We start from the raw sequence: 26,254 nt of genomic DNA on the forward strand, positions 1-26,254 counted from the left end.
GTCCGGAACATCCGGGCCGCCCTTCTTCTGCACCCGGTCTGCACGCACCAGGTGGATGCGCGTCAGCGGTCTTTGATCAGGTTCGTGATCCTGATGGTCGAGCAGCGGCGTCCCTGCTCGTCGGTGACGGCGATCTCGTGCGTCGTCAGCGTGCGCCCCAGGTGGATGGGCGTGCAGACGCCGGTCACATAGCCGCTCGTCGCAGAGCGGGTGTGCGTGGCGTTGATCTCGATTCCGACCGCGAGCCGGTCCGCGCCGGCGTGCAGGTTGGCGGACATCGAGCCGAGCGACTCGCCGAGCACCACGTACGCCCCGCCGTGGAGGAGGTCAGCCGGCTGCTGATTGCCCTCGACGGGCATCCTGGCCACGGCTCGTTCGATGGTGAATTCGAGGATCTCGATCCCCATCTTGTCGGCCAGTTTGCCGAGTCCTCTGCGGTTCACGTATGCGAGTGCGTCCTCGGTCATCGGCGGCCTTTCTCACCTTCGTCGGTCGGGGCGTCTGGGTGTCACAGGTGCCTTGTAGGCTGTCCTGGTGTCAGACTCCGAAAAGCCTACCCTCCTGATCATCGACGGCCATTCGCTGGCATTCCGGGCCTTCTACGCGCTCCCGGTCGACAGCTTCGTCAACCGTGACGGCCAGCACACGAACGCCATCCACGGCTTCATCGCGATGCTCATCAACCTGCTGTCGCAGCAGCGTCCGACGCACATCGCCGTCGCGTTCGACATCTCGCGCTACTCGTTCCGCACCCGCGAATATCCGGAGTACAAGGGCACCCGCGGCGAGACGCCGTCGGAGTTCGTCGGGCAGATCCCGCTCCTCGAAGAGGCGCTGCACGCGATGAACATCACCACCATCGCCAAAGAAGACTTCGAGGCGGACGACATCCTGGCCACGCTGTCGGCGAAAGGCGCGGCGGAGGGCTACCGCGTGCTCATCGTGTCCGGAGACCGCGACACCATCCAGCTCGTCAACGACGACGTCACGCTGCTCTACCCGAACGTGCGCGGCGTCTCCGAACTCAAGATCTACGACCCGGCCGCCGTCCGGGAGCGCTACGGCATCGAGCCCCACCAGTACCCGGAGATCGCCGCCCTCGTCGGCGAGACCAGCGACAACCTGATCGGCATCGACAAGGTCGGCGAGAAGACCGCCGTCAAGTGGGTGCAGCAGTACGGCACCGTCGAGAACCTCATCGAGCACGCCGACGAGATCAAGGGTGTCGTCGGGCAGAACCTGCGCGACCAGAAGGAGAACGCCCTCCGCAACCGCCGGTTGAACAGACTGCTCACCGATGTGGAGCTGCCGGTCGGTCCCGCCGACCTGGAACGTCGACCGCTGAACGAGAACGCGGTGCGCGACATCTTCGCCCAGCTGCAGTTCAAGACCCTGCTCGACCGTCTGCTCAAGACGGCCGCCGAGGAGGGGCAGCTCGATGGGTCATCCGGATTCTCCGCGGCCGTCGAGACCGGCGCCATCGAGATCCCGCCGGTGCGCACCATGGTCGACGAGGAGCTCGCCAACTGGCTGAGCAAGGCATCCGCCGACGGCAAGGCGGTCGGCGTGCAGGTGGAGCGTGGCCCGGCGGGCGTCACCGGTTTCGGTCTCGCCGCCGACGATGACACGGTCTACGTGCCGTGGGCGGCCGGACGCAAAGACTACGAGGCGCTGGAGGAGTGGTTCGCGAGCTCTGCCCCGAAGTATTTCTTCCGGGCCAAGCCGCAGTTCAAAGTGATGAGCCGTGCCGGTCTGATCGTGGACGGCCTCGCGTTCGACACGAGCATCGCCTCCTGGTTGGTTCGCCCTGGGGCCGCGGCGCAGTCGCTCGCCGAGCAGGTCTACGAGGTGCTGGGCGAGACGCTGCCGGTGTCCGACCCCAACCAGCTCGTGGCGCTGACGGATGCGGTCAGCCCGGCCACAGAGGCCTGGTATCTGCGCCGGGTGGCCGAAGCGCAGATGATCGCCCTCGACGACGGCACCAGGAGCGTCCTCGACCAGATCGAGCTGCCGCTCGTGGCCGTGCTCGCCGAGATGGAGTTGACCGGCGTCAGCATCGACAGCGAGGTGCTCGCGCGCCTCCGCGGCGAGCTCACCGACAAGGCGAACGACTACGCGGCGCGGGCTTACGCCGAGATCGGCCACGAGGTCAACCTCGGCTCGCCCAAGCAGTTGCAGCAGGTCCTCTTCGAGGAGCTGCAGATGCCGAAGACCCGCTCGACCAAGACCGGATACTCCACAGACGCGGCCTCGCTGGCCGACCTGCAGGAGAAGAACCCGCACCCCTTCCTCGACCTGCTGCTGCAGCACAGGGATGCGACCAAGCTCAAGCAGATCGTCGAGACGCTGGAGCGCGCCGTCGAGCCGGACGGCCGCATCCACACCACCTACGACCAGACCGGCACCAGCACCGGTCGCATCTCCTCCAACGACCCCAACCTGCAGAACATCCCGGTGCGCACCGAGGAGGGCAGGGAGATCCGGTCGGCGATCCGCAGCGGCGAGGAGTTCGAGACGCTGCTCACCGCCGACTACTCGCAGATCGAGATGCGCATCATGGCGCACCTGTCAGAAGACCCCGGGCTGATCGAGGCGTTCAACGTCGGGGAAGACCTGCACCGGTTCGTCGGCTCCCGTATCTTCGGCGTCGCTCCGGAGGAGGTCACCTCCACGATGCGCTCCAAGGTCAAGGCCATGTCATACGGCCTCGCCTACGGGCTCAGCGCGTTCGGTCTGTCGAAGCAGCTGCGCATCGAGACCTCGGAGGCCCGCCAGCTGATGAGCGACTACTTCGAGCGCTTCGGCAACGTGCGCGACTACCTCCGCAACGTGGTCGAGCAGGCCCGCGTCGACGGTTACACCGAGACGATCTTCGGACGCCGCCGTCCGTTCGCCGATCTCACCAGCACCAACCGGGTGCTGCGCGAGAACGCGGAGCGCGCCGCCCTCAACGCGCCCATCCAGGGTTCCGCGGCCGACGTGATGAAGATCGCCATGCTCGGCATCGCCGGCGACATGATCGACCAGCAGCTCACCTCCCGGATGCTCCTGCAGGTGCACGACGAACTGATCTTCGAGGTCGCCTCCGGCGAGTGGGACGCCCTGGAGTCCATCGTCCGCACCCGCATGTCCACGGCGGCGGACCTCCGCGTCCCGCTCGACGTGCAGGTCGGCCGCGGCCGCAACTGGGACGCCGCAGCCCACTGACGTTCGGCACCGCGCGGATCGGGCATGGTGGGGAAGACGGCTTCCGGAATAGGGTCGAGCCATGACAGATGAATCTCGAAAGCCCACTCCGGTCGACACGATCGCCGAGGAGTGGGTGGACACCCAGCTCGAGTTGTACCCGGAGTTCCACGTCTGGCTCGGCCGACCCGGCCGGGAGGGCGAGTACGCCGACTATTCGCCCGCCGGCGCCGAGCAGGCCATCGGCAAGGTCAGGGAAGCCCTCGCGAAGATCGAGGCGGCCGAGCCCGTCGACGACATCGACAGGGTCACCAAGATGGACCTCGCCCGCGACCTGCAGCTCACCGTCGAGAAGCACGAGGCCGGCTTCAACCAGCGCGACCTCAACGTGATCGCCTCCCCGGCCCAGGAGCTGCGCGACATCTTCGACCTCGTCCCCACCGAAACGGAGGAGGACTGGGCGAACGTCGCAAAGCGACTGCACAACCTGCCCGCCGCGATGGACGGCTACATCGAGACGCTGCGCAGCGGCATCGCGAGCGGCAACGTCCCCGCCATCCGCCAGGTGCGCGAGGTGCTCGCGCAGGCCAACAAGCAGGTCGCAGGCACCGGCTTCTTCTTCGAGTTCACGCAGGGGGCGAAAGCGGGCGACGCGGAGCTTCCCGCCTCGCTGGCCGCCGACCTCGCCTCCGGTGCCCAGGAGTCGGCGCAGGCGTACGCCACGCTAGCCCGCTTCCTCAAGGACGAGCTCGCGCAGCACGCACCGGAGAAGGACGCGGTCGGCCGGGAGCTCTACGCGCTCGCTTCCCGTGACTTCCTCGGCGCCACCGTCGACCTCGACGAGACGTACGAGTGGGGCATCGAGGAGCTGGCGCGCATGGTCGCGGAGCAGGAGTCGATCGCCCGCGAGATCAAGCCGGGCGCGTCCGTCGCCGAGGCCATCGAGTTCCTCGACGGGGACGCCAGCCGCAAGCTGCACGGCACGGACGCCCTGCAGCGCTGGATGCAGGAGACCAGCGACCGCGCCATCGAGGAGCTCGGCAAGTCGCACTTCGACATCCCGGAGCAGATCCGCCGCCTCGAGTGCATGATCGCGCCGACCCAGGAGGGCGGCATCTACTACACCGGCCCGAGCGACGACTTCGCCCGCGCAGGCCGGATGTGGTGGAGCGTCCCGGAGGGCGTCACCGAGTTCGACACCTGGCGCGAGCTGACCACCGTCTACCACGAGGGCGTTCCCGGTCACCACCTCCAGATCGCCCAGGCCACCTTCAACAAGGCGCAGCTCAACTCCTGGCGCCGCATCGCCGGCACCTCCGGCCACGCAGAGGGCTGGGCACTGTACGCGGAGCGGCTGATGGAGCAGCTCGGCTACCTCGACGACCCGGCCGACAGGCTCGGGATGCTCGACGGCCAGCGGATGCGTGCCGCCCGTGTCGTGCTCGACATCGGCGTGCACCTGGAGAAGCAGCTGCCAGACGGCTCTGGACCCTGGACCGGCGAGTACGCTTTCCAGTTCCTCGGCGAGAACGTCAACATGAACGACGGCTTCGTGCGTTTCGAGGTCAACCGCTACCTCGGCTGGCCTGGGCAGGCTCCGTCGTACAAGATCGGGCAGCGCATCTGGGAGCAGCTGCGCGACGAGTACGCGCGCCGTGAGGGTGCGGACTTCGACATCAAGGCGTTCCACAAGAAGGCGCTCGACATCGGCGGTGTCGGCCTCGACACGCTGAAGTCGGCCATGCTCGGCTGATCGGCCTCGATGACAACGTCGCCGTACCGGGTGGCCGTCGGTGACGCTTTCGACGAGCTGCATCCGCGGCTGAAGGCGTACTTCGACGGCCTTCCGGCCGGTGGCCACGGCTTCGGCCGGGGCGTGTTCGACACGGTCGGCACGCCCCGGCGCTGGCTCTGGCCCGTGCTCGCGGTCCTGGCGCGGGCGCACGTCGTGTTCCCGGTGTGGGCGCGCCAGGTACCGTTCACCGTCGAGAACACTCCGGATGCGACGGTGTCCGGTGAGCCGTCGGTCCGGGCCGTGCGCGTGTTCCACTTCGCGGACCGTCGGCGCGCGATGGTCGACGAGATCGCGGTGGACGACGGCACGATCGTGGACACGCTCGGCCGTCCCGCCTGCGTCTCCGCGCGCTTCGACGCAGAGGTCGTCGACGGCGGGCTGGTGCTCACCTCGACGGCGGTGTCGCTCCTGTTCGGCCGGGTGCGCGTCCCGCTCCCGTCGCTGCTGGCGCCGCACGTGGTGCTCTCCGAACGGTACGACGACGACCAGGATGCGCAGCGCGTCTCCATCACGCTGTCCCTGCCGGTCGTCGGTAGGCTCTACGAATACGCGGGAACGTTCCGCTACGAGATCAGAACGGGGGAGCGGGACGCGTGAGCCAACGCATCGTCATCGCTGGGGCCTCCGGCTTCATCGGGCACTATCTCGCGGACGCGTTCCGCGCCTCCGGTGCCGTCGTGCAGACCATCGGGCGCGCAGGCGCCGACGCGCAGTGGGGTGACGCCGCCGGGATCCTGCGGCTGATCGACGGCGCGGACGTCGTCGTCAACCTCGCGGGCAAGAGCGTCAACTGCCGATACTCAGACGCGAACCGCGCCGAGATCTTCCGCTCCCGGCTGCAGACCACGCGCGCGATCGGGGAGGCCATCGCGCAGAGCGAGAACCCGCCACCGCTCTGGATCAACTCGTCGACGGCCACCATCTACCGTCACGCGGAGGACCGGGCGATGACCGAGCGGGGAGGCGAGCTCGGCTCCGGGTTCTCGGTGAGCGTCGCCACGTCGTGGGAGCGGGCGTTCTTCGAGGCCGAGCTGCCGTACACCCGCAGGGTGGCGCTGCGCATGGCGATCGTGCTCGGCGACGGCAGCGCGCTGCTGCCCCTCATCCGGCTCGCGCAGTTCGGGCTCGGTGGTCCGCAGCGCGACGGCCGCTGGTTCGCCTCGTCCGCGCGCAGGAACGCGGGCACCTTCCACGAGTACCGCGCGAGGGCAGGGCGGCAGCGGTTCAGCTGGGTGCACATCCGGGATGTGCTGGGTGCGATCGAGTTCGTCCGCGAGCATCCCGAGCTGGACGGCGTCGTCAACGTGTCATCGCCGAACCCGACGGACAACCGCACGTTCATGGCGACGCTGCGCCGCGTGCTCGGTGTCCCGTTCGGCCTTCCCGCATACCGGTGGATGCTCGAAGCCGGGTCCATCGCCATCCGCACGGAGACCGAACTGGTGCTGAAGAGTCGCTGGGTCGTTCCGGAACGTCTGCTCGAAGCCGGGTACGAATTCGCCTTCCCCGACCTCGAGCCGGCACTCGCCGACATCGTCCAGACGCGCAGGTTGCCGCAGCCCTCATTCCACAGCTAGACTGGACTGTCACATTTGTGGCACCTCTATCCGCCTGCCGTTTGCGGAAACTAACAGAAGCATCACCGCGACCGGCCCGAATTATGTCCATAACGGAGCACTCACTACATGACAACCGCAACGACCGACAAGGCGCCCAAGCAGGTCGCCGTCAACGACATCGGATCTGCTGAAGACTTCCTCGCCGCGGTCGAAAAGACGCTGAAGTTCTTCAACGACGGAGACCTCATCGAAGGAACCGTCGTCAAGATCGACCGCGACGAGGTCCTCCTCGACGTCGGGTACAAGACCGAGGGTGTCATTCCCTCCCGCGAACTTTCCATCAAGCACGACGTCGACCCCACTGAGGTCGTCGAGGTCGGCGACACCGTCGAGGCGCTCGTTCTCCAGAAGGAGGACAAGGAAGGCCGCCTCATCCTGTCCAAGAAGCGTGCGCAGTACGAGCGCGCGTGGGGCGACGTCGAGAAGATCAAGGAAGCCGATGGCGTTGTCACCGGTACCGTGATCGAGGTCGTCAAGGGTGGACTCATCGTCGACATCGGCCTCCGTGGCTTCCTCCCGGCGTCGCTCATCGAGCTCCGCCGCGTGCGCGACCTCACGCCGTACCTCGGCCAGGAGATCGAGGCGAAGATCCTCGAGCTCGACAAGAACCGCAACAACGTGGTCCTGTCGCGCCGTGCGCTGCTCGAGCAGACGCAGTCCGAGAGCCGCACCACGTTCCTGAACAACCTGCACAAGGGTCAGGTCCGCAAGGGTGTCGTGTCGTCGATCGTCAACTTCGGTGCGTTCGTCGACCTGGGCGGCGTCGACGGTCTCGTCCACGTCTCCGAGCTCTCCTGGAAGCACATCGAGCACGCCTCCGAGGTCGTCGAGGTCGGTCAGGAAGTCACCGTCGAGATCCTCGAGGTCGACCTGGACCGCGAGCGCGTCTCGCTGTCGCTCAAGGCGACGCAGGAAGACCCGTGGCAGGTCTTCGCCCGCACCCACGCGATCGGTCAGGTCGCACCGGGCAAGGTCACGAAGCTGGTTCCGTTCGGTGCGTTCGTTCGCGTCGCGGACGGCATCGAGGGCCTCGTGCACATCTCGGAGCTGTCGGGCAAGCACGTCGAGCTCGCCGAGCAGGTCGTTTCGGTCGGCGACGAGGTCTTCGTCAAGGTCATCGACATCGACCTCGAGCGTCGCCGCATCTCGCTCTCGCTGAAGCAGGCGAACGACGGCGTCGACCCCGAAGGCACCGAGTTCGACCCGGCGCTCTACGGCATGCTCACGGAGTACGACGACCAGGGCAACTACAAGTACCCTGAGGGCTTCGACTCCGAGACGAACGAGTGGAAGGAAGGCTTCGACGCCCAGCGCGAGAAGTGGGAGCAGGACTACGCTGCAGCCCAGGCTCGCTGGGAGGCTCACAAGAAGCAGGTCGCCAAGGGTCTCGAAGAGGCCGCTGCCGAGGGCACTGCGTCCGTCGGTGGATCGACCTTCACCTCAGAGTCCACCACGGGCGGAACGCTGGCCGACGACGAGTCGCTCGCCGCTCTGCGCGAGAAGCTCAGCTCGAACTCCTAAGCAGTTCACTGGAACGGCCGGTCCCTCACGGGGCCGGCCGTTCCGGCGTTAACCGGGACCGCTCTCGCGGCTAGCATGGTCTGGTGCAGCTGATCGGACTCACCGGCGGGATCGCCTCCGGAAAATCGACCATCGCCCGCCGTCTCGCAGAACACGGGGCCGTCGTCGTCGACGCGGACCGCATTGCGCGCGAGGTCGTCGAGCCGGGCACGCCCGCGCTTGCGCAGATCGGGGAGACCTTCGGGCCCGGCGTAATCGCCGCGGACGGCAGCCTCGACCGGCCGGCGCTCGGCGCGATCATCTTCGCCGACGAGGATGCACGGCTCCGGTTGAATGCGATCACGCATCCCGCGGTGCTCGCCACCTCCACCGAGCGTTTCCGCGCAGCGGGGGAGGCCGACCCCGACGCCGTCGTCGTCTACGACGTTCCGCTGCTGGTGGAGTCGGCCAACGCGTACCCGTTCGACCTGGTGGTCGTCGCGCACGCATCGGCGGCCACGCGCATCCGGAGGCTGATGGAGTTGCGGGGCACGGACGAGGCGGAGGCGCGGCGCAGGGTCGGGTCGCAGGCGACGGACGAGGAACGACTCGCGGTCGCCGACGTGGTGATCGACACCGACGGCACCCTGGAGCAGACGCTCGCGCAGACCGACCTGCTCTGGGAGCGGCTGCGCGGCTGAGCGGCTGACCGGCTGCGCCCACGTTCCGCCCAGAGCGCACACCGGCAGGAATGTCGGTGGTTCTTCCTAGACTGGTCACATGCAACCCACGCGCGCCGTCCGTCCGTTCGAGGTCGTCAGCGAGTACACCCCGAGCGGCGACCAGCCCCAGGCCATCGCCGAGCTCGCCGGCCGAATCAACGCCGGTGAGACAGACGTCGTGCTGCTCGGCGCGACCGGAACGGGCAAGTCGGCCACCACGGCCTGGCTGATCGAGCAGGTGCAGCGCCCGACGCTCGTGCTCGCGCACAACAAGACCCTCGCGGCGCAGCTCGCCAACGAGTTCCGCGAGCTCATGCCCAACAACGCGGTCGAATACTTCGTCTCCTACTACGACTACTACCAGCCAGAGGCCTACGTCCCCCAGACGGACACCTTCATCGAGAAGGACTCGTCGATCAACTCCGAGGTCGAGCGGCTGCGGCACTCCACCACCAACTCGCTGCTCAGCCGACGCGATGTGATCGTGGTCTCCACCGTGTCCTGCATCTACGGCCTCGGTGCGGCCGAGGAATACCTGGAGGCGATGGTCGCCCTGCAGGTCGGCGAGAACGTGGGCCGTGACAAGCTCATCCGGCGCTTCGTCGGCATGCAATACGAGCGCAACGACGTCGACTTCTCGCGCGGCAAGTTCCGCGTTCGCGGAGACACCATCGAGATCATCCCGGTCTATGAAGAGCACGCCGTGCGCATCGAGCTGTTCGGCGACGAGATCGAGGCGATCTACACGCTGCACCCGCTCACGGGCGACATCATCTCCAAAGTGGACGCGATCTCCATCTTCCCGGCCACGCACTACGCCGCCAGCCCGGCCACGATGCAGCGCGCGATCGGCACCATCCAGACCGAGCTGCACGACCGCCTGGTCGAGCTGGAGCGCGAGGGCAAACTGCTCGAAGCGCAGCGACTCCGGATGCGCACCCAGTTCGACATCGAGATGATGGAGCAGATCGGCTTCTGCTCCGGCATCGAGAACTACTCGCGCCACATCGACGGCAGACAGCCCGGCGAGGCGCCGAACTGCCTGCTCGACTACTTCCCCGACGATTTCCTCGTGGTGATCGACGAGTCGCACGTCACCGTTCCGCAGATCGGTGCGATGTACGAGGGTGACTCGTCCCGCAAGCGCACGCTGGTCGAGCACGGCTTCCGGCTGCCGAGCGCTCTCGACAACCGCCCGCTCAAGTGGAACGAGTTCAAGAACCGCGTCGGCCAGACGGTCTATCTGTCCGCCACGCCCGGCCGCTACGAGATGGGCATCGCGGATGGCATCGTCGAGCAGATCATCCGCCCGACCGGCCTGATCGACCCGGAGATCGTGGTCAAGCCGACCAAGGGTCAGATCGACGACCTGCTCGAAGAGATCCGGCTGCGCGTCGAGCGCGACGAGCGCGTGCTCGTCACCACGCTCACCAAGAAGATGGCCGAAGAACTCACCGACTTCCTCGCCGAAGCCGGGGTCAGGGTGCGTTACCTGCACTCGGACGTCGACACGCTCCGCCGCGTCGAGCTCCTCACCGAGCTGCGAGCGGGCGTCTACGACGTGCTCGTCGGCATCAACCTGCTGCGCGAGGGCCTCGACCTGCCGGAGGTGTCGCTCGTCGCGATCCTGGATGCAGACAAGGAGGGCTTCCTCCGGTCGTCGACCTCGCTCATCCAGACCATCGGCCGCGCGGCCCGCAACGTGTCTGGCGAGGTCCACATGTATGCGGACGTGCTCACCGACTCGATGAAGAAGGCGATCGAGGAGACCTCTCGTCGCCGCGAGAAGCAGGTCGAGTACAACAGGGTCAACGGTATCGACCCGCAGCCACTGCGCAAGCGGATCGCCGACATCACCGACGTGCTCGCCCGCGAGGGTGCCGACACCGCGGCGATGCTCGCGGGACGCCAGGCCAAGAAGAAGAGCCCGACGCCCAACCTCCGCAAAGAGGGGATCGCCGCGCAGGGCGCGAACGAACTCGAATCGCTCATCGCCGACCTCAACGATCAGATGCTCGCCGCGGCCGGTGAGCTCAAGTTCGAACTCGCCGCGCGTCTCCGCGACGAGCTCGGCGACCTCAAGCGCGACCTGCGTCAGATGGAGAAGGCCGGCCACCTCGGCTGACGATCACCGCGCCGCCCTGCCGCCGGTATACGGTGGCAGGGTGAGCGCGACGACGACGGCGGGGCGATGAAGCGTCATCGGATGCTGCTCGCCTGCTCAGCGCTCGCGCTCGTCGTCGTGGTCGCTCTGGCGGTGCAGGGTGCGCCGATCTTCTCCGGGATGCGCTGGGTCCCACCCGCGGTGACGCAGCAGCCGCTCCCTCCCAACCTGACCGGTCAGACGAATTCGGCGACCCCGGCGCCACGCGCGCCGCAACGGGTGGTGACGTTCGACATCTCGTGGATCGTCGTCGCTGCGGCGACCATCGTGATCCTGATCGTCGCCGCGCTGATCTGGCGGGCGGTCCGCCGTCGGCTGCGGGAGCCGGAACAGGACCTGTCGCCCGTGATCGCGGATGCTCTCGGCGACCAGGCGCCCGAACCGGAACCCGCCCCGGAGCCCGTCCAGGTCCGCCGCGGCCTCGACCTCGCACACGACCGGCTCAGCGAACAGCGCGAGCCCAGGGACGCGATCGAGCGCGCCTGGCTCGGACTGGAGGAGGCGGCCGCCGATTCCGGGATGCGCAGGCTCCCCGCGGAGACCCCCGGCGAGTTCACCGCGCGCGTCGTGGTGCGCGTCGCGTCCGATCGTGCGGCCGCCACCGCCCTCCTCGACCTGTATCTCCGCGCCCGCTTCAGCGACGCACCCGTCGCCGCAGCCGATGTGGACAGGGCGCGCGAGGCCGTCGACGCCCTGCGTGCATCCTGGACGACGGTGCAGAGCGGGGGAGGGCGATGAACGCGCCGGGGAGCGACCAGGTCGCACCGGCGCAGGAGGGCTCCCAGAGTCGCCGCCGGCTGTTCGCGGCCGGTGTCCGCTGGAAGCTCGCGGGCTGGCTGCTGCTGGCCGGGATCATCGGCTTCGCCGCCTGGTTCTTCGGCCTGGACGCTGCCCACGCCATCGGTCTCGGCGCTGTGGTCCTGGCGGCTACGTCGGGATTGACGCTCCTGGGCGATCAGGCGGCGGTCGACTGGCCGCCCGACCCGATCCTTCAGCGCGACGGCGCCAGACGCGAGGTGTCCCAGCTCGGCTGGGCGCTGCACAGCCGTGGTGGCGGCGTCGCGCCCGAAGCCGTCCGGCGTCTCCGCTCCGTGACCGCCCAGACGCTCGAACTCCACGGACTGGACCTGGACGCGCCCGGCGACGCGGCGGAGATCGCGCGCATCCTGGGCAACGACACGGTGCGTCTGCTGCGCCGCGGCAGCGCGGAGTTCCCGAAGGCGGCGACGTTCGACACCATCGTCAGCAGGCTCGCCACCCTCGCGGATGCGCCGATGGGCCCACTCGACGCGGCTGCCACCGCCATCGCATCCACTCGCTTGACGTCCACCGGCACGCCGTCCACTCGCTCGCCGTCCATCCGCACGCCGCCCGACCTCATCCATCCCGAGGAGCACCGCCCATGACAGCCGACAGCACCGACACCCCGGCCGCCACCGCACCACGGTCCGGCCCCCTCGCCGTCCCCGAGATCGCGCGGCTGAGCGGGGACATCCTCGACAGGGTCGGCAGCGTCGTGGTCGGGATGCGGCCGGCGCTCGAACTGGCTCTGGCGACCATCCTCGCCGGTGGTCACGTGCTGTTCGAGGACGTGCCGGGCCTCGGCAAGACCCTCGCCGCGCGCAGCATCGCCTCCGCTATCGGTCTCGATTTCCGCCGCCTGCAGTGCACCCCCGACCTGCTCCCCGCCGACATCACCGGCTCGTTCGTGTACGCCCCCGCCACCGCCGAGTTCGTCTTCCGCCCCGGCCCGATCTTCACCGGGCTCTTCCTCGCCGACGAGATCAACCGCACATCGCCGAAGACGCAGTCCGCGCTGCTGGAGGCGATGGCGGAGGGGCAGGTGACCGTCGAGGGTCAGAGCTTCCCGCTTCCGCAGCCGTTCCACGTCGTCGCCACCTCCAACCCGATCGAGTTCGAGGGGACGTACGCGCTCCCGGAGGCGCAGCTCGACCGCTTCATGGCGCGCCTGAGCGTCGGCTATCCGGATGCGCAGGGCGAGGAGCGCGTGCTCCTCGCCAGGGTGAGCCGCCGCCGGGAGGTCGCGACCGTCGAGCCGGTGATCGACGCCGCGACGCTGCGCGCGATGCAGGAGGGCGTCGAGCTGGTCGACGTCGACCAGGACATCGCAGCGTACTGCGTCGCTCTCGCAGCCGCGACCCGCCGCCACCGTTCGGTGGAGGTCGGCGCGTCGCCCCGCGGCTCTCAGGGGCTCCTGCTGGTCGCCCGCGCGCGTGCGGTGATGGCGGGACGAGACTTCGTCATCCCGGACGACGTCAAGGCCGTCGCGCTCCCGGTCCTCGCCCACCGGCTCTCCCTCACCGTGCAGGCGTGGACGAGCGGCGTGCAGGCGTCGCAGGTCGTGGCCGAGGTGGTCAACTCGGTGCCGGGCCCTCCGTCCATCGGCGCGGCACGGGATGCGGAGGGCGTGGCGACGCCGCAGGCCGGGCGCCCGGGGTGAGCGCCCCCGAGCCGGCGCCACTGCCGCCGCCAGCGCGCACCGCGTTCACCAGGTGGAATCTCAGTCCCGCCGTTGTGGCGGCGCTGGTCGTCGGGCTGCTCTGCCTCTGCGCCGGCTTCGTGGCCGGTCGGGTGGAACTGGCGCTGGTCGGCGTCCCGCTCCTCGTCACCGCCGCGTTCGGCTGGGACCGGCGGCCGGGAGATCGCATCCCGCTGACCTTCTCCGCGACGATCCACAACGCACCCGATCCCGCCCAGGGCACAGCTCTCGTCGCCACCGCGTCCGTCGCCGCCCCCGGTGCCGACGCCGTCGGCGTCCGCATCGGCCTCCCGAACCGCGCACCGCTCGACACCGTCCTCACCCCGCGCTCGGCCGCGAGCCTCCGCGCATCCATCGTGGTCGGTCACTCCGGCCCCCAGCGTCTGCTCCGGCTCGCCGCGCGCGCCATCGGCCCCGACGCGGCGTTCGTCGGAGACAGCGCGTCCGGCCCAGCCATCGACAGAGTGGTCAAACCCAGGGTCGTGCCGATCAGGAGCCTGCCCCTCCCCGCCAGGCTGATCGGTCTGACCGGCCCGCACCCGTCGGCACGTCCGGGCGACGGCGGCGAGTTCCGCGACGTGGACAGGTTCCAGCCGGGGGACAGGCTGCGGCGCATCGACTGGAAGGCCACTGCCCGGCGCGCGCAGTCGGCGGGGGAGCTCTTCGTGCGCCGCACGATGGCGACCTCCGACGCGGCCGTGCAGTTCGTGATCGACAGCAGGGACGACCTCACAGGGAGGGTCGCCGACTGGGCCGTTCAATATCCGCTTCCTGGCGTATCGTCGCAGGACCTCGCGAGGGAGGCCGTGGTGTCGCTCGCCGGTGCGTACGTCGCCGCGGGAGACAGGGTCGGCTTCGACGACCTCGCAGACCCAGCGCGCGCCATCCCGCCGCGGGCCGGTGCCAGGCACCTGCACCGCGTGGGCCGCGCCGTGGAGCTCACCGCACCGAGGGGAGCGGCCACCGAGCGTGTGCGAGCCCCGATCCTCGCCCCTGGTGCACTGGTCTATGTGATGTCGACGTTCCTCGACGAGCAGCCGCTGCGGCTCGCGCTCGTCTGGCGGGCGGCGGGGCACAGGGTGATCGCGGTCGACGTGCTTCCCGCGCGGCTCAGCCGCGACCTTCCCACCAGGGAGCGCATTGCGTTGCGCGTCGTCGAGCTGGAGCGGTCGCTGCGGTTCCGCCGCCTGGCCGCCGCGGGGATCGACGTCCTGGTCTGGCAGGACGCCGATGCGTCCGGTGACAGGACCGGTGCGAGGGATGCGCGCCTTCGTGAGCTGAGCAGACCGGCGAGGATGCGGTGAGCGGCGTCGAGACCACCCGGCCGGAGCTCGGGGTCACGGTGCCGGGCTGGAGCATCCGCGTGCTGTTCGGGGTGCTCGGCGCCGTGCTGTGCGTCGCCGTGGCGGATTCCGGCTTCTGGGTCGCGGTGTCGCTCCTGCTGACCGCTGCGGCCGTCGCCGTTCCGCGCTGGCTCACGGCGTGGTTCCTGATCGGCGTGCTCGCGTTCACCGTGCTCCTGCACCAGCAGTCCGTCGGGGAATGGCGCATCTATCTGCTGATCGCCGGCGCGCACGCCCTGCACCTGACGGCGACGTGGATGCTCGTGGTGCCGCCGTTCGCGCGTGTGCAGCCAGCGGTGCTGCTCCCGTCCCTGCGGCGGTTCGTGCTCATCCAGGTGCCCGTGCAGGCGCTGACGGTCGGGCTGCTGGCGCTGACCGGCGCAGCACACGGACACGCTGCGGTGTGGCCGGCGGTGCTGAGCGGCCTCGCCGTCGCCGGGCTGCTGCTCGTCGTCGCGCCGCTGCTGCTGCGCCGCCCGCACCGGGTCGGCGACCGTCAGGACGACCGGCGGTAGCAATGTCGGTGGCCCGGCATAGACTCGGCGGCGTGCGGTGACAGCTCTGTCGATCAACCGGTACAATCGAACATATATTCGATCTGCGCTGGGCGAACACGGCTGGGATGCGGCGGAGAGTAGCGGAGAATTGATCGAGTGACTGAAATTGATCGGGTGGTTATGGGCAAGGTGACCGGTTCACACCTCAGCGTGCGCGGAGCGCGTGTGCACAACCTGCACAACGTCGACCTGGAGATCCCGAGGGACTCGCTCGTCGTCTTCACGGGGCTGTCGGGCTCCGGCAAGTCCTCGCTCGCCTTCGACACCATCTTCGCGGAGGGCCAGCGCCGCTACGTGGAGTCGCTCTCCGCATACGCGCGCCAGTTCCTCGGGCAGGTCGACCGTCCAGACGTCGACTTCATCGAGGGGCTGAGCCCCGCGGTCTCCATCGACCAGAAATCCACCAACCGCAACCCGCGGTCCACGGTCGGCACGATCACCGAGATCTACGACTACATGCGCCTGCTCTGGGCGCGCATCGGCGTCCCGCACTGCCCTGTCTGCGGCGAGCCGATCCAGCGCCAGACCGTGCAGCAGATCGCCGACCAGCTCATGGAACTCGAAACCGGCCGGCGCTATCAGGTGCTCAGCCCCGTCGTCTCACAGAAGAAGGGCGAGTTCGTCGACCTCTTCAAGGAGCTCGCGGCCAGCGGATACTCGCGCGCGCTCGTCGACGGCGAGCAGATCCAGCTGAGCGACCCTCCCACGCTCAAGAAGCAGTACAAGCACGACATCTCGGTCGTGGTCGACCGTCTGGTCGCCGGGCCGGACATCCTGGGCCGTCTCACCGACTCGCTGGAGACCGCGCTGCGGCTCACCGACGGCCTGGTGCAGGTCAACTTCGTCGACGAAGAGGGGCCGGAGGCGTGGCGCACGTTCAGCGAGAAGCTGTCCTGCCCCAACAACCACCCCATCCAGCTCACCGAGATCGAGCCGCGCACCTTCTCGTTCAACGCGCCGTTCGGCGCCTGCCCGGAGTGCTCCGGCCTCGGCACCCGCATGGCAGTGGATGAAGACCTGCTGCTCGGCGACGACAGCCTCAGCATCGCCGAGGGCGTCATCGTGCCGTGGACCACCCAGGGCAAGGGGCTGTTCCAGTACTACGAGAAGCTGCTCGACGGCCTCGCCCGCGACCTCAAGTTCTCGCTGAACACCCCGTGGAGGAAGCTTTCCGAAGAGGTGCGCAATGCGGTCATGCGCGGCGACAACTTCGAGGTCAAGGTCAAGTGGAAGAACCGCTACGGCCGCGAGATGAGCTACACCTCCGGCTTCGAGGGCGTCGTCCCGTACATCGAGCGGCAGTACCTCCAGGCCGAGACAGACACGCAGCGCGCTCGCTGGGCGGAATACCTGCGCGAGGTGCCGTGCTCCGTCTGCGGCGGCAAGCGCCTCAAGCCGGAGGTGCTCGCCGTGCTCGTGCACGGTGCGAGCATCGCCGACGCGTCGCAGCTCAGCCTGAGCGACGCCCGCACCTTCATGGACAAGCTCCACCTCACCGAGCGCGAAGAGAAGATCGCGGCGCAGGTGCTGCGCGAGATCAAGCTCCGCCTCGACTTCCTCATCCAGGTCGGGCTCAACTACCTCGACCTGTCTCGCGCAGCGGCGACGCTGTCCGGTGGAGAGGCCCAGCGCATCCGGTTGGCCACCCAGATCGGTTCGGGGCTCACCGGCGTGCTGTACGTGCTGGACGAGCCGAGCATCGGTCTGCACCAGCGGGACAACCGGCGGCTGATCGACACCCTCATCGCCCTGCGCGACCTCGGCAACACGCTGATCGTCGTCGAGCACGACGAAGACACCATCCGCACGGCCGACTGGGTCGTCGACATCGGGCCGGGCGCCGGCGTCAACGGCGGGCACGTGGTGCACTCCGGCTCCTACGACGACCTGCTGGAGAACCGGGAGTCGCTCACCGGCGACTACCTCTCCGGGCGCAAAGAGATCGAGATGCCGGCCAAGCGCCGCAAGATCGACAAGAAGCGCATGATCTCGGTCGTCGGCGCCGAAGCGAACAACCTCAAGAAGGTCACGGTCGACTTCCCGCTCGGCACGTTCGTCGCCGTCACCGGCGTGAGCGGCTCGGGCAAGTCGTCGCTCGTCAACGACATCCTCTACCGCGTGCTCGCCAACAAGCTCAACGGGGCGCGCAAGCTGCCCGGCAAGCACAAGGCGGTCACCGGGCTCGAGAACCTCGACAAGGTCGTGCACGTCGACCAGGCGCCGATCGGCCGCACGCCGCGGTCCAACCCGGCCACGTACACGGGCGTCTTCGACCGCATCCGCACCCTGTTCTCCGAGACCATCGAGGCCAAGTCGCGCGGCTACCTGCCCGGCCGGTTCAGCTTCAACGTCAAGGGCGGGCGCTGCGAGGCGTGCTCGGGCGACGGCACGATCAAGATCGAGATGAACTTCCTTCCAGACGTCTACGTCGCGTGCGAGGTTTGCGGGGGAGCGCGCTACAACCGCGACACCCTCACCGTGCACTACAAGGGCAAGAACATCGCCGAGGTGCTCGACATGCCGATCAGCGAGGCGGCGGAGTTCTTCCGCCCGATCTCGTCGATCCACCGCTTCCTGCAGACCCTGGTGGATGTCGGCCTCGGCTACGTCAGACTCGGCCAGAGCGCCACGACGCTCTCCGGCGGTGAGGCGCAGCGCGTCAAGCTCGCCACCGAGCTGCAGCGCCGCTCCAACGGCCGCAGCGTGTACGTGCTCGACGAGCCGACCACCGGTCTGCACTTCGAAGACGTCCGCAAGCTGCTGCTGGTTCTCAACGGGCTCCTCGACAAGGGCAACACGGTGATCGTCATCGAGCACAATCTTCGACGTCATCAAGTCGGCCGACTGGATCATCGACATGGGTCCGGAGGGCGGTGCGGGCGGCGGTCAGGTCATCGCGACCGGCACGCCGGAGCGCGTCGCCGAGACGCCGGGCAGCCACACCGGATACTTCCTCAAGGAGATCCTCCAGGGCGAGAGCGCCCGGGGCGCCGCGTAGGGCCTGCGGTGGCAGACACCGTCAGTTACCGGCCGAAAGCCGGCGAGATCCCGACCCAGCCGGGCGTGTACCGGTTCCGCGATGCCACCCGGCGGGTGCTTTACGTCGGCAAGGCCAAGAACCTTCGGGCGCGGCTGAGCAACTACTTCCAGCCGCTCCGCAGCCTGCACGAGCGCACCAGGCGCATGGTGACCACCGCGGCGTCGGTGGAGTGGACGGTCGTGGCGACCGAGTTCGAGGCGCTTCAGCTCGAATACACCTGGATCAAAGAGTTCAACCCGCCGTTCAACGTGCAGTTCCGCGACGACAAGTCATACCCCTACCTCGCGGTGACACTGGGGGAGCGCATCCCGAGGGTGATGGTCACCCGCAACCGCGGGGCGAAGGATGCACGGTACTTCGGCCCGTACACGAAGGTGTGGGCGATCAGGGACACGGTCGACCTGATGCTCAAGGCGTTCCCGATGCGGAGCTGTTCGGACGGCGTGTACCGGAGGGCGGAACTGACGGGGCGGCCGTGTCTGCTCGGCGACATCGGCAAGTGCGCAGCCCCCTGCGTCGGCCGGATCAGCCCGGAGGATCACCGCGGGCTCGCCGAGGATTTCGTCTCGTTCATGGCGGGCGACGACACCAAAGCCATCCGCGAGTTCACCGAACGCATGAAGCAGGCGGCGAGCACGCAAGACTATGAGGCAGCCGCCCGGCACCGCGACGCCATCCAGGCGCTGGAGGCGGCGATGGGCAAGAGCGCCGTCGTGCTTCCGGACAACGTGGACGCCGACGTGTTCGGCATCGCCCACGACGAGCTGGCGGCCGCCGTGCAGCAGTTCATCGTGCGCGGAGGACGCATCCGGGGTGTACGCAGCTGGGTGGTCGACAAGGAGCTCGACGTCGAACTCGGCGACCTGGTCGAGACCGTCGTGCAGAACGCGTACGACGGAGCGGACGCCCCTCCGCGCGAGATCCTCGTGCCAGAGTTGCCGGACGACGCTGCGGAGCTGGAGCAGTGGCTCACGGCCCGGCGGCAGGAGATCGGCGACCCGGCCGCACCGCGTGGACGCCTTGCGGGCCGGGTGGAGTTGCGGGTGGCGCAGCGCGGAGACAAGGCAGCTCTCGCCAAGACCGTCGAGATGAACGCGAAGAACGCGCTCGTGCTCTACAAGACCAGGCGCAGCTCCGACTTCGTCGCCAGGTCCAAGGCGCTGAACGACATCCAGGATGCTCTGGGCATGGCGGACGCACCGCTGCGGATGGAGTGCTACGACGTCTCGCACCTCAGCGGCACCAACATCGTCGCCTCCATGGTGGTCTTCGAGGACGGCCTGCCGCGGAAAGACCAGTACCGGCGGTTCAGCATCCCGGAGTCGACGGACGACACGGAGTCGATCTACCAGGTCATCACCCGCAGGCTCGCGTATCTGAAGAACCCGGAGTCCGAGACGGCGGTTGACGACCAGCTTGCGGCGGAGGCTCCGGTCGCGGGGGAGTCGACTGGCGGCGACGACCCGGAGATCGACATCGACGCGGAGCTCGCCGAGGCGGCGGAGAAGCGGCGCACGAAGTTCGCATACCCGCCCAACCTGCTCATCGTGGACGGCGGTCAGCCGCAGGTCGCGGCGGCCAGGAGGGCGCTGGAGGAGTCCGGCGTCCAGGGCATCCAGCTGGTCGGAATCGCCAAGCGCCTGGAGGAGATCTGGCTGCCGGACTCGGACTTCCCGGTCATCCTGCCGCGCAACAGCGATGCGTTGTTCCTCATCCAGCGCATCCGCGACGAGGCGCACCGGTTCGCCATCACGTACCAGCGGGCCAAACGCAAGCGTGACATCGGGTCCGTGCTCGCCGAGATCCCGGGGCTCGGGCCGTCGAAGGTGAAGGAGCTGCTCAAGCACTTCGGGTCCGTCGCCCAGCTCAGGAAGGCGACGCCGGACGAGATCGCTCATGTGCGCGGAGTGGGTCCGACCCTGGCGGCGGCCATCCATGAACGACTCGCCAGTCGGTAGGCTTGGGGGACACGTTTCGAGCGGAGGGCAAAGGCTGATGAGCACCGACACCGAGCAGCAGGAAGTGCTGATCGTGACAGGGATGTCGGGAGCAGGGCGGTCGACGGTGGCGAACGCCCTCGAAGACCTCGACTGGTACGTCGTCGACAACCTCCCCCCGCAGATGCTGCGCCCCCTGATCGAGCTGGCCAATCGGGCGGAATCCGGGCTGCCGCGCATCGCGGCCGTCGTGGATGTGCGCGGCCGAAACTTCTTCGTCGACCTGCGCGACCTCATCCAGAGCCTGCGCGAGGGCACCAAGGTGCGCGTGCTCTTCCTGGAGGCGACGGACGCCGTACTCGTCCGCCGGTTCGAGCAGGTGCGCAGGCCGCACCCGCTGCAGGGCGACGGCACGATTCTCGACGGCATCACCGCTGAGCGCACCCGGCTGAGGGAGATCCGTGAGGCGAGCGACATCATCGTCGACACCTCCGACCTGAACATCCACCAGCTCGCCACCAATATCACGGAGACCTTCGCGGCGGAGAACACCGCGGGCGTGCAGGTCACGGTGATGAGCTTCGGCTTCAAGTACGGCCTTCCCGCCGACGCCGACCTGGTGACAGACGCCCGCTTCCTCCCGAACCCGTTCTGGAACCCCGAGCTGCGCCCGTTCACCGGGCTGGACGAGGTCGTGCGCGACTTCGTGCTGCACCAGCGCGGCGCGGAGGAGTTCATCGACGCATACACCAAGGCTCTGCGCCCGATCATGGAGGGTTATCAGCGTGAGAACAAACGGCACGCCACGATCGCGGTAGGCTGCACGGGGGGAAAACACCGGTCTGTGGCGATTGCGGAAGAGCTCGCCACCCGGTTGAAAGAGATCCCAGGGCTCGCGGTGAACACCAAACACCGCGACCTCGGCCGTGAATGAAGCCGGCCACACCCTCCACGGCCCCACCACGGCCGTTCGAACAGAAAAGGAACACGATTGGCTCTCACCGCCGACGTCAAAGACGAACTCACGAAGGTCGAGGTCAGTAAGACCACCGTCCGGGCAGCCGAACTCGCGACCATTCTGCGGTTCTCCGGTGGTCTGCACCTGATCAGCGGCCGCATCGCCGTCGAGAGCGAGCTGGACACGCCCGAGCTGGCCCGCCGCGTCAGGAAAGATCTGGCCGAGCTGTACGGCGTCCGCAGCGAGGTCTCCGTGATCTCCGCCTCCGGACTCCGCCGCACCAGCCAGTACCTCGTCCGCGTGCTCGACGGCGGAGAGACCCTCGCCCGTCAGACCGGACTGCTGGATGCCCGCCGCCGCCCGATCCGCGGCCTCCCGAACCGTCTCACCACCGGCTCCCGCGACGAGCTCGCCGCCGTCTGGCGCGGGGCTTTCCTCGCGCACGGCTCGCTCACCGATCCCGGACGCTCCGCTGCTCTGGAGATCACCTGCCCGGGCAACGAGTCTGCAATGGCACTGGTCGGCGCCGCCGGCCGTCTCGGCGTGGCCGCCAAGGCGCGCGAGGTCCGCGGCGTGCACCGCGTCGTGATCCGCGACGGCGACGCCATCAGCGCGATGCTGGTGCACATGGGCGCCGCGAAGACCGTCGAGAACTGGGAGCAGCTGCGCCAGCGCCGCGAGGTGCGGGCGACCGCGAACCGCCTCGTCAACTTCGACGACGCCAACCTTCGCCGCTCGGCGCAGGCAGCCGTCGCCGCCTGCGCCCGCGTCGAGCGCGCGCTGGAGATCCTCGCGGACGACGTCCCAGACCACCTGCGCTACGCGGGGGAGCTGCGCCTCAACTTCCGCGACTCGAGCCTCGACGAACTCGGCCACCACGCTGACCCGCCGATGACCAAAGACGCCGTGGCCGGACGCATCAGGCGCCTGCTGGCGATGGCGGACAAGAAGGCCGTCGACCTCGGCATCCCCGGCACCGAGGCCAACCTGCCGTCCGACCTCGACGAGGTCTGACCCCCGTCACGTTCCCCCGTCACAGGGGGAAGCAACCCCTGGCCAACTTCGTTGGCGTTACTAGACTGGAAATGTCGCTCGAAGCCCGGTGCGAACCGATCGCGCCGGGAACCACATGAGGAGATGAGTAATGGCTGACTACACGCTCGCAGACCTTCCATACGATTACTCGGCGCTTGAGCCGAACATCAGCGGTCGGATCATGGAGCTGCACCACGACAAGCACCACAAGGCGTATGTCGACGGTGCGAACACCGCCATCGCCAAGCTGGCCGAAGCTCGCGACGCCGAGGATCTGTCCAACGTCAACAAGCTCCAGAAAGACCTCGCGTTCAACCTCGCGGGTCACGTCAACCACACGGTGTTCTGGAACAACCTGTCGCCGGACGGCGGAGACAAGCCCACGGGTGAGCTCGCCGCAGCGATCGACGAGTTCTTCGGATCGTACGACAAGTTCCGTGCGCACTTCACCGCGTCGGCTCTGGGCATCCAGGGTTCCGGCTGGTCGATCCTGGCCTGGGATTCCCTCGGCCAGAAGCTGATCATCGAGCAGCTCTACGACCACCAGGGCAACCTCGCGGCTGCCACGGTTCCGCTGCTGCTCCTCGACATGTGGGAGCACGCGTTCTACCTGGACTACGTGAATGTGAAGGCGGATTACGTCAAGGCGTTCTGGAACATCACCAACTGGGGCGACGTTCAGGAGCGCTTCACCCGGGCGCGTGAGAAGACGTCTGGCCTGCTGCTACTGTCATAGCGGGAACGGTGTCCCGGATGGTTCGCCGCCCGGGACACCGCCGTCCGCTCCTACCCATAACACCGCGCCGTCGGGCGCCCATCAAGTAACTGGAGACATCTGTGTCCGTAAAGATCGGAATCAACGGGTTCGGTCGCATTGGTCGTAACTTCTTCCGCGCAGCCCTGGCCAAGGGCAGCGACCTCGAGATCGTCGCCGTCAACGACCTGACCGACAACAAGGCGCTCGCGCACCTCCTCAAGTACGACTCGATCACCGGTCGTCTGGACGCCACGGTCGAGCTCGACGGCGACAACATCATCGTCAACGGCAAGGCCATCAAGGTCCTCGAAGAGCGCGACCCCGCCAACCTCCCCTGGGGCGAGCTGGGCGTCGACATCGTCATCGAGTCGACCGGCCGCTTCACCAAGTCCGAGGATGCGCGCAAGCACATCGCGGGCGGCGCCAAGAAGGTCATCGTGTCCGCCCCGGCGACGGGCGACGACGTCGCGACCATCGTTCTCGGCGTCAACGAGGAGACCTACGACAGCGCGGTGAGCGACATCCTGTCGAACGCCTCCTGCACCACCAACTGTCTCGCACCGCTCGCGAAGGTCCTGCTCGACAACTTCGGCATCGAGCGCGGTCTGATGACCACGGTCCACGCTTACACGGCAGACCAGAACCTGCAGGACGGCCCGCACAGCGACCTCCGTCGTGCCCGTGCAGCAGCCGCCAACATCATCCCGACCTCCACCGGTGCGGCCAAGGCCCTCGGCCTGGTCATCCCGGAGCTCGTCGGCAAGCTCGACGGCTACGCCCTGCGCGTGCCGGTCATCACCGGCTCGATCACCGACCTCACGGTCGAGGTCTCCAGCCCGGTCACGGTCGAGCAGGTCAACGCGGCGTACAAGGCAGCGGCCGAGGGTCCCCTCAAGGGCATCCTGAAGTACACCGAAGACCCGATCGTCTCCACCGACATCGTCAGCGACCCGCACTCGTCGATCTTCGACTCGGGCCTGACCAAGGTCATCGGCGGCACGCAGGTCAAGGTCGCGTCCTGGTACGACAACGAGTGGGGCTACTCCAACCGTCTGGTCGACCTGACCGAGTACGTGGCCGAGCGCCTCTAACGACAGGGAACCGACGTGACGCTCCGCACACTTGATTCACTCGGTTCGCTCGCCGGCAAGCGGGTCATCGTCCGCTGTGATCTGAACGTCCCTCTGAAGGACGGCCAGATCACGGACGATGGCCGCGTGCGAGCGTCGATTCCCACCCTGAACGCCCTGATCAATCAGGGCGCGAAGGTGGTCGTCATCTCCCACCTGGGCCGCCCCGACGGCGCTCCGGATGCGAAGTACAGCCTGGCGCCGGTTGCCCAGCGGCTCTCCGAGCTGCTGGGCAAGCCGGTGACCTTCGCCAAGGACACCGTCGGCTCCGGCGCCCAGGATGCGGTCGACGGCCTGCAGGACGGCGATGTCGCCCTGCTGGAGAACCTCCGGTTCAACCCGGGGGAGACCAGCAAAGACGAGGCGGAGCGAACCGCGTTCGCGGCGAAGCTCGCCGCGTTCGGCGACGCCTTCGTCTCGGACGGCTTCGGCGTCGTCCACCGCAAGCAGGCCAGCGTCTATGAGCTGGCCAAAGCCATCCCGAGCGCGGCCGGTCAGCTGATCGCCACCGAGCTGGATGTGCTCGACCGCCTCACCGAGAACCCCGAGCGACCATACGTGGTCGTCCTCGGCGGGTCGAAGGTCTCCGACAAGCTCGGGGTCATCGGCCACCTGCTCCCGCGGGTCGACTCGCTGCTGATCGGCGGAGGCATGCTCTTCACCTTCCTGGCCGCTCTCGGGCACCCGGTCGGCTCGAGCCTGCTGGAGGCCGACCAGATCGACACAGTGAAGGGCTACCTCGCGAAGGCGAAGGAGCTCGGCGTCGAGATCGTCCTCCCGCGCGACGTGGTCGTGGCGTCGAAGTTCGGTGCTGACGCGGAGCACGTCGTGCGTCCGATCGACGGCATCGAGAACACCGATTGGGGTTCTTCGGGTCTCGGACTCGACATCGGCCCGGAGACCGGCACGCTGTTCGGCGAGTACGTCCGTGGGGCACGCACCGTGTTCTGGAACGGCCCGATGGGCGTGTTCGAGCTGGAGCCGTTCGCGGCCGGCACCAAGGCGGTCGCTCAGGCACTCACCGAGCTCGACGGTCTCGGCGTCGTCGGCGGAGGAGACTCCGCCGCCGCCGTGCGCGCTCTCGGTTTCACAGACGACCAGTTCGGTCACATTTCTACGGGTGGCGGTGCAAGCCTCGAGTTCCTCGAAGGCAAGCACCTGCCGGGACTGGAGGTCCTCGGATGGCAGCAGTGAGCTCGACGGTGCGGCGTACGCCGCTCATCGCAGGCAACTGGAAGATGAACCTCGATCACCTGCAGGCGATCGCGTTCGTCCAGAAGCTCGCGTGGAGCCTCAAAGACGCGAACCACGACTTCGCCAGCGTCGAGGTCGCGGTGTTCCCGCCGTTCACCGACCTGCGCAGCGTCCAGACGCTGGTCTCCGCCGACAAGCTCCCGCTCGCCTTCGGAGGGCAGGACGTCTCGGAGCACGAGTCCGGCGCATACACCGGTGAGATCTCCGCGACCTTCCTCGCGCAGCTCGAGTGCCGCTACGTGATCATCGGCCACTCCGAGCGGCGCACGCTGCACGGCGAGACCGACGAGCAGGTCGCCGGAAAGGTCGCTGCGGCCCTGTCGCACAACCTGTCGCCGATCATCTGCGTCGGCGAGACAGCCGAAGACCTCGAGGTGCACGGCGCGAGCGCCGTACCGGTCGCGCAGCTGCGCGCCGCCCTCGCGAACGTCTCCTCGGCCGCCGACCTGGTGGTGGCATACGAGCCGGTCTGGGCCATCGGCTCCGGCCAGGCGGCGACGCCGGAGCAGGCCGAGCAGGTCTGCGCAGCGCTCCGAGCCGTGCTCGTCGACACCCTCGGCGAAGACGTCGCGGCCAAGACGCGCATCCTCTACGGCGGGTCCGTCAAGTCCGGAAACATCGCGAGCTTCATGCGCGAGCCGAACGTCGACGGAGCCCTCGTGGGAGGCGCCAGCCTCGACGTCGCGGAGTTCGCGGCCATCGTGCGATACCAGAAGCACGTCGGACTCTGACCTCACCGGTTATACTGGTCGTTGGT

The 26,254-nt window shown here is 68.2% G+C and carries 20 protein-coding genes and 1 pseudogene; 20 read left to right on the forward strand and 1 reads right to left on the reverse strand.

The genetic code is table 11. The features are described 5' to 3' along the window. Positions 1 to 62: 62 nt before the first annotated feature. Positions 63 to 467 (reverse strand): hotdog fold thioesterase, encoded by a 405-nt coding sequence (locus AC37TH_RS13135; protein WP_490764784.1) that lies wholly within the window; start codon positions 465 to 467, stop codon positions 63 to 65. A 67-nt stretch (positions 468 to 534) separates the two neighbouring features. Here AC37TH_RS13135 and polA point away from each other — a divergent pair, with 67 nt between their 5' ends. The 20 genes and pseudogenes from polA (at position 535) to tpiA (ending at position 26,228) form a co-directional block, all read left to right on the forward strand. After that, positions 535 to 3,207, forward strand: a complete 2,673-nt coding sequence (gene polA / locus AC37TH_RS13140) for a DNA polymerase I (protein WP_490764785.1) — start codon at positions 535 to 537, stop codon at positions 3,205 to 3,207. Between the two features lie 61 nt (positions 3,208 to 3,268). Further along, positions 3,269 to 4,939, forward strand: coding sequence for a DUF885 domain-containing protein (locus tag AC37TH_RS13145; RefSeq protein WP_490764786.1), 1,671 nt, complete (start codon positions 3,269 to 3,271; stop codon positions 4,937 to 4,939). A gap of 9 nt (positions 4,940 to 4,948) precedes the next feature. Beyond that, positions 4,949 to 5,578, forward strand: coding sequence for a DUF4166 domain-containing protein (locus tag AC37TH_RS13150; protein WP_490764787.1), 630 nt, complete (start codon positions 4,949 to 4,951; stop codon positions 5,576 to 5,578). Next, positions 5,575 to 6,558, forward strand: a complete 984-nt coding sequence (locus tag AC37TH_RS13155; RefSeq protein ID WP_490764788.1) for an epimerase — start codon at positions 5,575 to 5,577, stop codon at positions 6,556 to 6,558. The genes AC37TH_RS13150 and AC37TH_RS13155 overlap by 4 nt, the downstream gene beginning before the upstream one ends. Before the next feature lie 108 nt (positions 6,559 to 6,666). Then, a complete protein-coding gene (gene rpsA / locus AC37TH_RS13160) occupies positions 6,667 to 8,121 on the forward strand; it encodes a 30S ribosomal protein S1 (protein ID WP_490764789.1) in 1,455 nt (484 codons plus the stop codon). 83 nt (positions 8,122 to 8,204) lie between these two features. Then, a complete protein-coding gene (gene coaE / locus AC37TH_RS13165; protein WP_490764790.1) occupies positions 8,205 to 8,801 on the forward strand; it encodes a dephospho-CoA kinase in 597 nt (198 codons plus the stop codon). A 79-nt stretch (positions 8,802 to 8,880) separates the two neighbouring features. After that, positions 8,881 to 10,947 carry an excinuclease ABC subunit UvrB gene (uvrB, locus tag AC37TH_RS13170; protein ID WP_490764791.1) on the forward strand — a complete coding sequence of 689 codons (2,067 nt, stop codon included), beginning with the start codon at positions 8,881 to 8,883 and terminating at the stop codon, positions 10,945 to 10,947. Positions 10,948 to 11,013: 66 nt separating this feature from the next. Next, a complete protein-coding gene (locus tag AC37TH_RS13175) occupies positions 11,014 to 11,724 on the forward strand; it encodes a DUF4129 domain-containing protein (RefSeq protein ID WP_490764792.1) in 711 nt (236 codons plus the stop codon). Further along, positions 11,721 to 12,392, forward strand: a complete 672-nt coding sequence (locus tag AC37TH_RS13180; RefSeq protein ID WP_490764793.1) for a hypothetical protein — start codon at positions 11,721 to 11,723, stop codon at positions 12,390 to 12,392. Before AC37TH_RS13175 ends, AC37TH_RS13180 begins: the two co-directional genes overlap by 4 nt. Continuing rightward, positions 12,389 to 13,447 (forward strand): AAA family ATPase, encoded by a 1,059-nt coding sequence (locus tag AC37TH_RS13185; RefSeq protein WP_490764794.1) that lies wholly within the window; start codon positions 12,389 to 12,391, stop codon positions 13,445 to 13,447. The genes AC37TH_RS13180 and AC37TH_RS13185 overlap by 4 nt, the downstream gene beginning before the upstream one ends. Beyond that, complete coding sequence (locus tag AC37TH_RS13190; RefSeq protein WP_490764795.1) at positions 13,444 to 14,790, forward strand: DUF58 domain-containing protein; 1,347 nt, start codon at positions 13,444 to 13,446, stop codon at positions 14,788 to 14,790. Before AC37TH_RS13185 ends, AC37TH_RS13190 begins: the two co-directional genes overlap by 4 nt. Continuing rightward, on the forward strand, positions 14,787 to 15,344 hold the full coding sequence (locus AC37TH_RS13195; RefSeq protein WP_490764796.1) for a hypothetical protein: 558 nt from the start codon (positions 14,787 to 14,789) through the stop codon (positions 15,342 to 15,344). The genes AC37TH_RS13190 and AC37TH_RS13195 overlap by 4 nt, the downstream gene beginning before the upstream one ends. Positions 15,345 to 15,506: 162 nt before the next feature. Beyond that, a pseudogene (uvrA, locus tag AC37TH_RS13200) lies at positions 15,507 to 18,384 on the forward strand (excinuclease ABC subunit UvrA). An 8-nt stretch (positions 18,385 to 18,392) separates the two neighbouring features. Beyond that, positions 18,393 to 20,384, forward strand: coding sequence for an excinuclease ABC subunit UvrC (gene uvrC / locus AC37TH_RS13205; RefSeq protein ID WP_490764797.1), 1,992 nt, complete (start codon positions 18,393 to 18,395; stop codon positions 20,382 to 20,384). A gap of 37 nt (positions 20,385 to 20,421) precedes the next feature. Further along, positions 20,422 to 21,297 carry an RNase adapter RapZ gene (gene rapZ, locus AC37TH_RS13210; protein WP_490764798.1) on the forward strand — a complete coding sequence of 292 codons (876 nt, stop codon included), beginning with the start codon at positions 20,422 to 20,424 and terminating at the stop codon, positions 21,295 to 21,297. A 57-nt stretch (positions 21,298 to 21,354) separates the two neighbouring features. Then, entirely contained in the window at positions 21,355 to 22,335 is a 981-nt protein-coding gene (gene whiA, locus AC37TH_RS13215) for a DNA-binding protein WhiA (protein ID WP_490764799.1), read from the forward strand. 130 nt (positions 22,336 to 22,465) lie between these two features. Then, positions 22,466 to 23,092, forward strand: coding sequence for a superoxide dismutase (locus tag AC37TH_RS13220; protein WP_490764800.1), 627 nt, complete (start codon positions 22,466 to 22,468; stop codon positions 23,090 to 23,092). A 101-nt stretch (positions 23,093 to 23,193) separates the two neighbouring features. Next, a complete protein-coding gene (gap, locus tag AC37TH_RS13225) occupies positions 23,194 to 24,204 on the forward strand; it encodes a type I glyceraldehyde-3-phosphate dehydrogenase (RefSeq protein ID WP_490764801.1) in 1,011 nt (336 codons plus the stop codon). A 15-nt stretch (positions 24,205 to 24,219) separates the two neighbouring features. Next, entirely contained in the window at positions 24,220 to 25,437 is a 1,218-nt protein-coding gene (locus tag AC37TH_RS13230; RefSeq protein WP_490764802.1) for a phosphoglycerate kinase, read from the forward strand. Further along, the gene (tpiA, locus tag AC37TH_RS13235; RefSeq protein ID WP_490764803.1) at positions 25,425 to 26,228 is read left to right on the forward strand and encodes a triose-phosphate isomerase; all 804 of its coding nucleotides are present in this window, start codon (positions 25,425 to 25,427) and stop codon (positions 26,226 to 26,228) included. Before AC37TH_RS13230 ends, tpiA begins: the two co-directional genes overlap by 13 nt. Positions 26,229 to 26,254: the final 26 nt, after the last annotated feature.

Source organism: Leifsonia sp. McL0627, from assembly GCF_058244615.1.

What these genes read in the sequence shown, in the direction of transcription:
- AC37TH_RS13135 (WP_490764784.1), bottom strand. Translation starts at nt 467, where the DNA reads ATGACCGAGGACGCACTCGCATACGTGAACCGCAGAGGACTCGGCAAA.
- AC37TH_RS13145 (WP_490764786.1), top strand. Translation starts at nt 3,269, where the DNA reads ATGACAGATGAATCTCGAAAGCCCACTCCGGTCGACACGATCGCCGAG.
- AC37TH_RS13150 (WP_490764787.1), top strand. Translation starts at nt 4,949, where the DNA reads ATGACAACGTCGCCGTACCGGGTGGCCGTCGGTGACGCTTTCGACGAG.
- rpsA (WP_490764789.1), top strand. Translation starts at nt 6,667, where the DNA reads ATGACAACCGCAACGACCGACAAGGCGCCCAAGCAGGTCGCCGTCAAC.
- uvrB (WP_490764791.1), top strand. Translation starts at nt 8,881, where the DNA reads ATGCAACCCACGCGCGCCGTCCGTCCGTTCGAGGTCGTCAGCGAGTAC.
- AC37TH_RS13175 (WP_490764792.1), top strand. Translation starts at nt 11,014, where the DNA reads ATGAAGCGTCATCGGATGCTGCTCGCCTGCTCAGCGCTCGCGCTCGTC.
- AC37TH_RS13180 (WP_490764793.1), top strand. Translation starts at nt 11,721, where the DNA reads ATGAACGCGCCGGGGAGCGACCAGGTCGCACCGGCGCAGGAGGGCTCC.
- AC37TH_RS13185 (WP_490764794.1), top strand. Translation starts at nt 12,389, where the DNA reads ATGACAGCCGACAGCACCGACACCCCGGCCGCCACCGCACCACGGTCC.
- rapZ (WP_490764798.1), top strand. Translation starts at nt 20,422, where the DNA reads ATGAGCACCGACACCGAGCAGCAGGAAGTGCTGATCGTGACAGGGATG.
- AC37TH_RS13220 (WP_490764800.1), top strand. Translation starts at nt 22,466, where the DNA reads ATGGCTGACTACACGCTCGCAGACCTTCCATACGATTACTCGGCGCTT.
- tpiA (WP_490764803.1), top strand. Translation starts at nt 25,425, where the DNA reads ATGGCAGCAGTGAGCTCGACGGTGCGGCGTACGCCGCTCATCGCAGGC.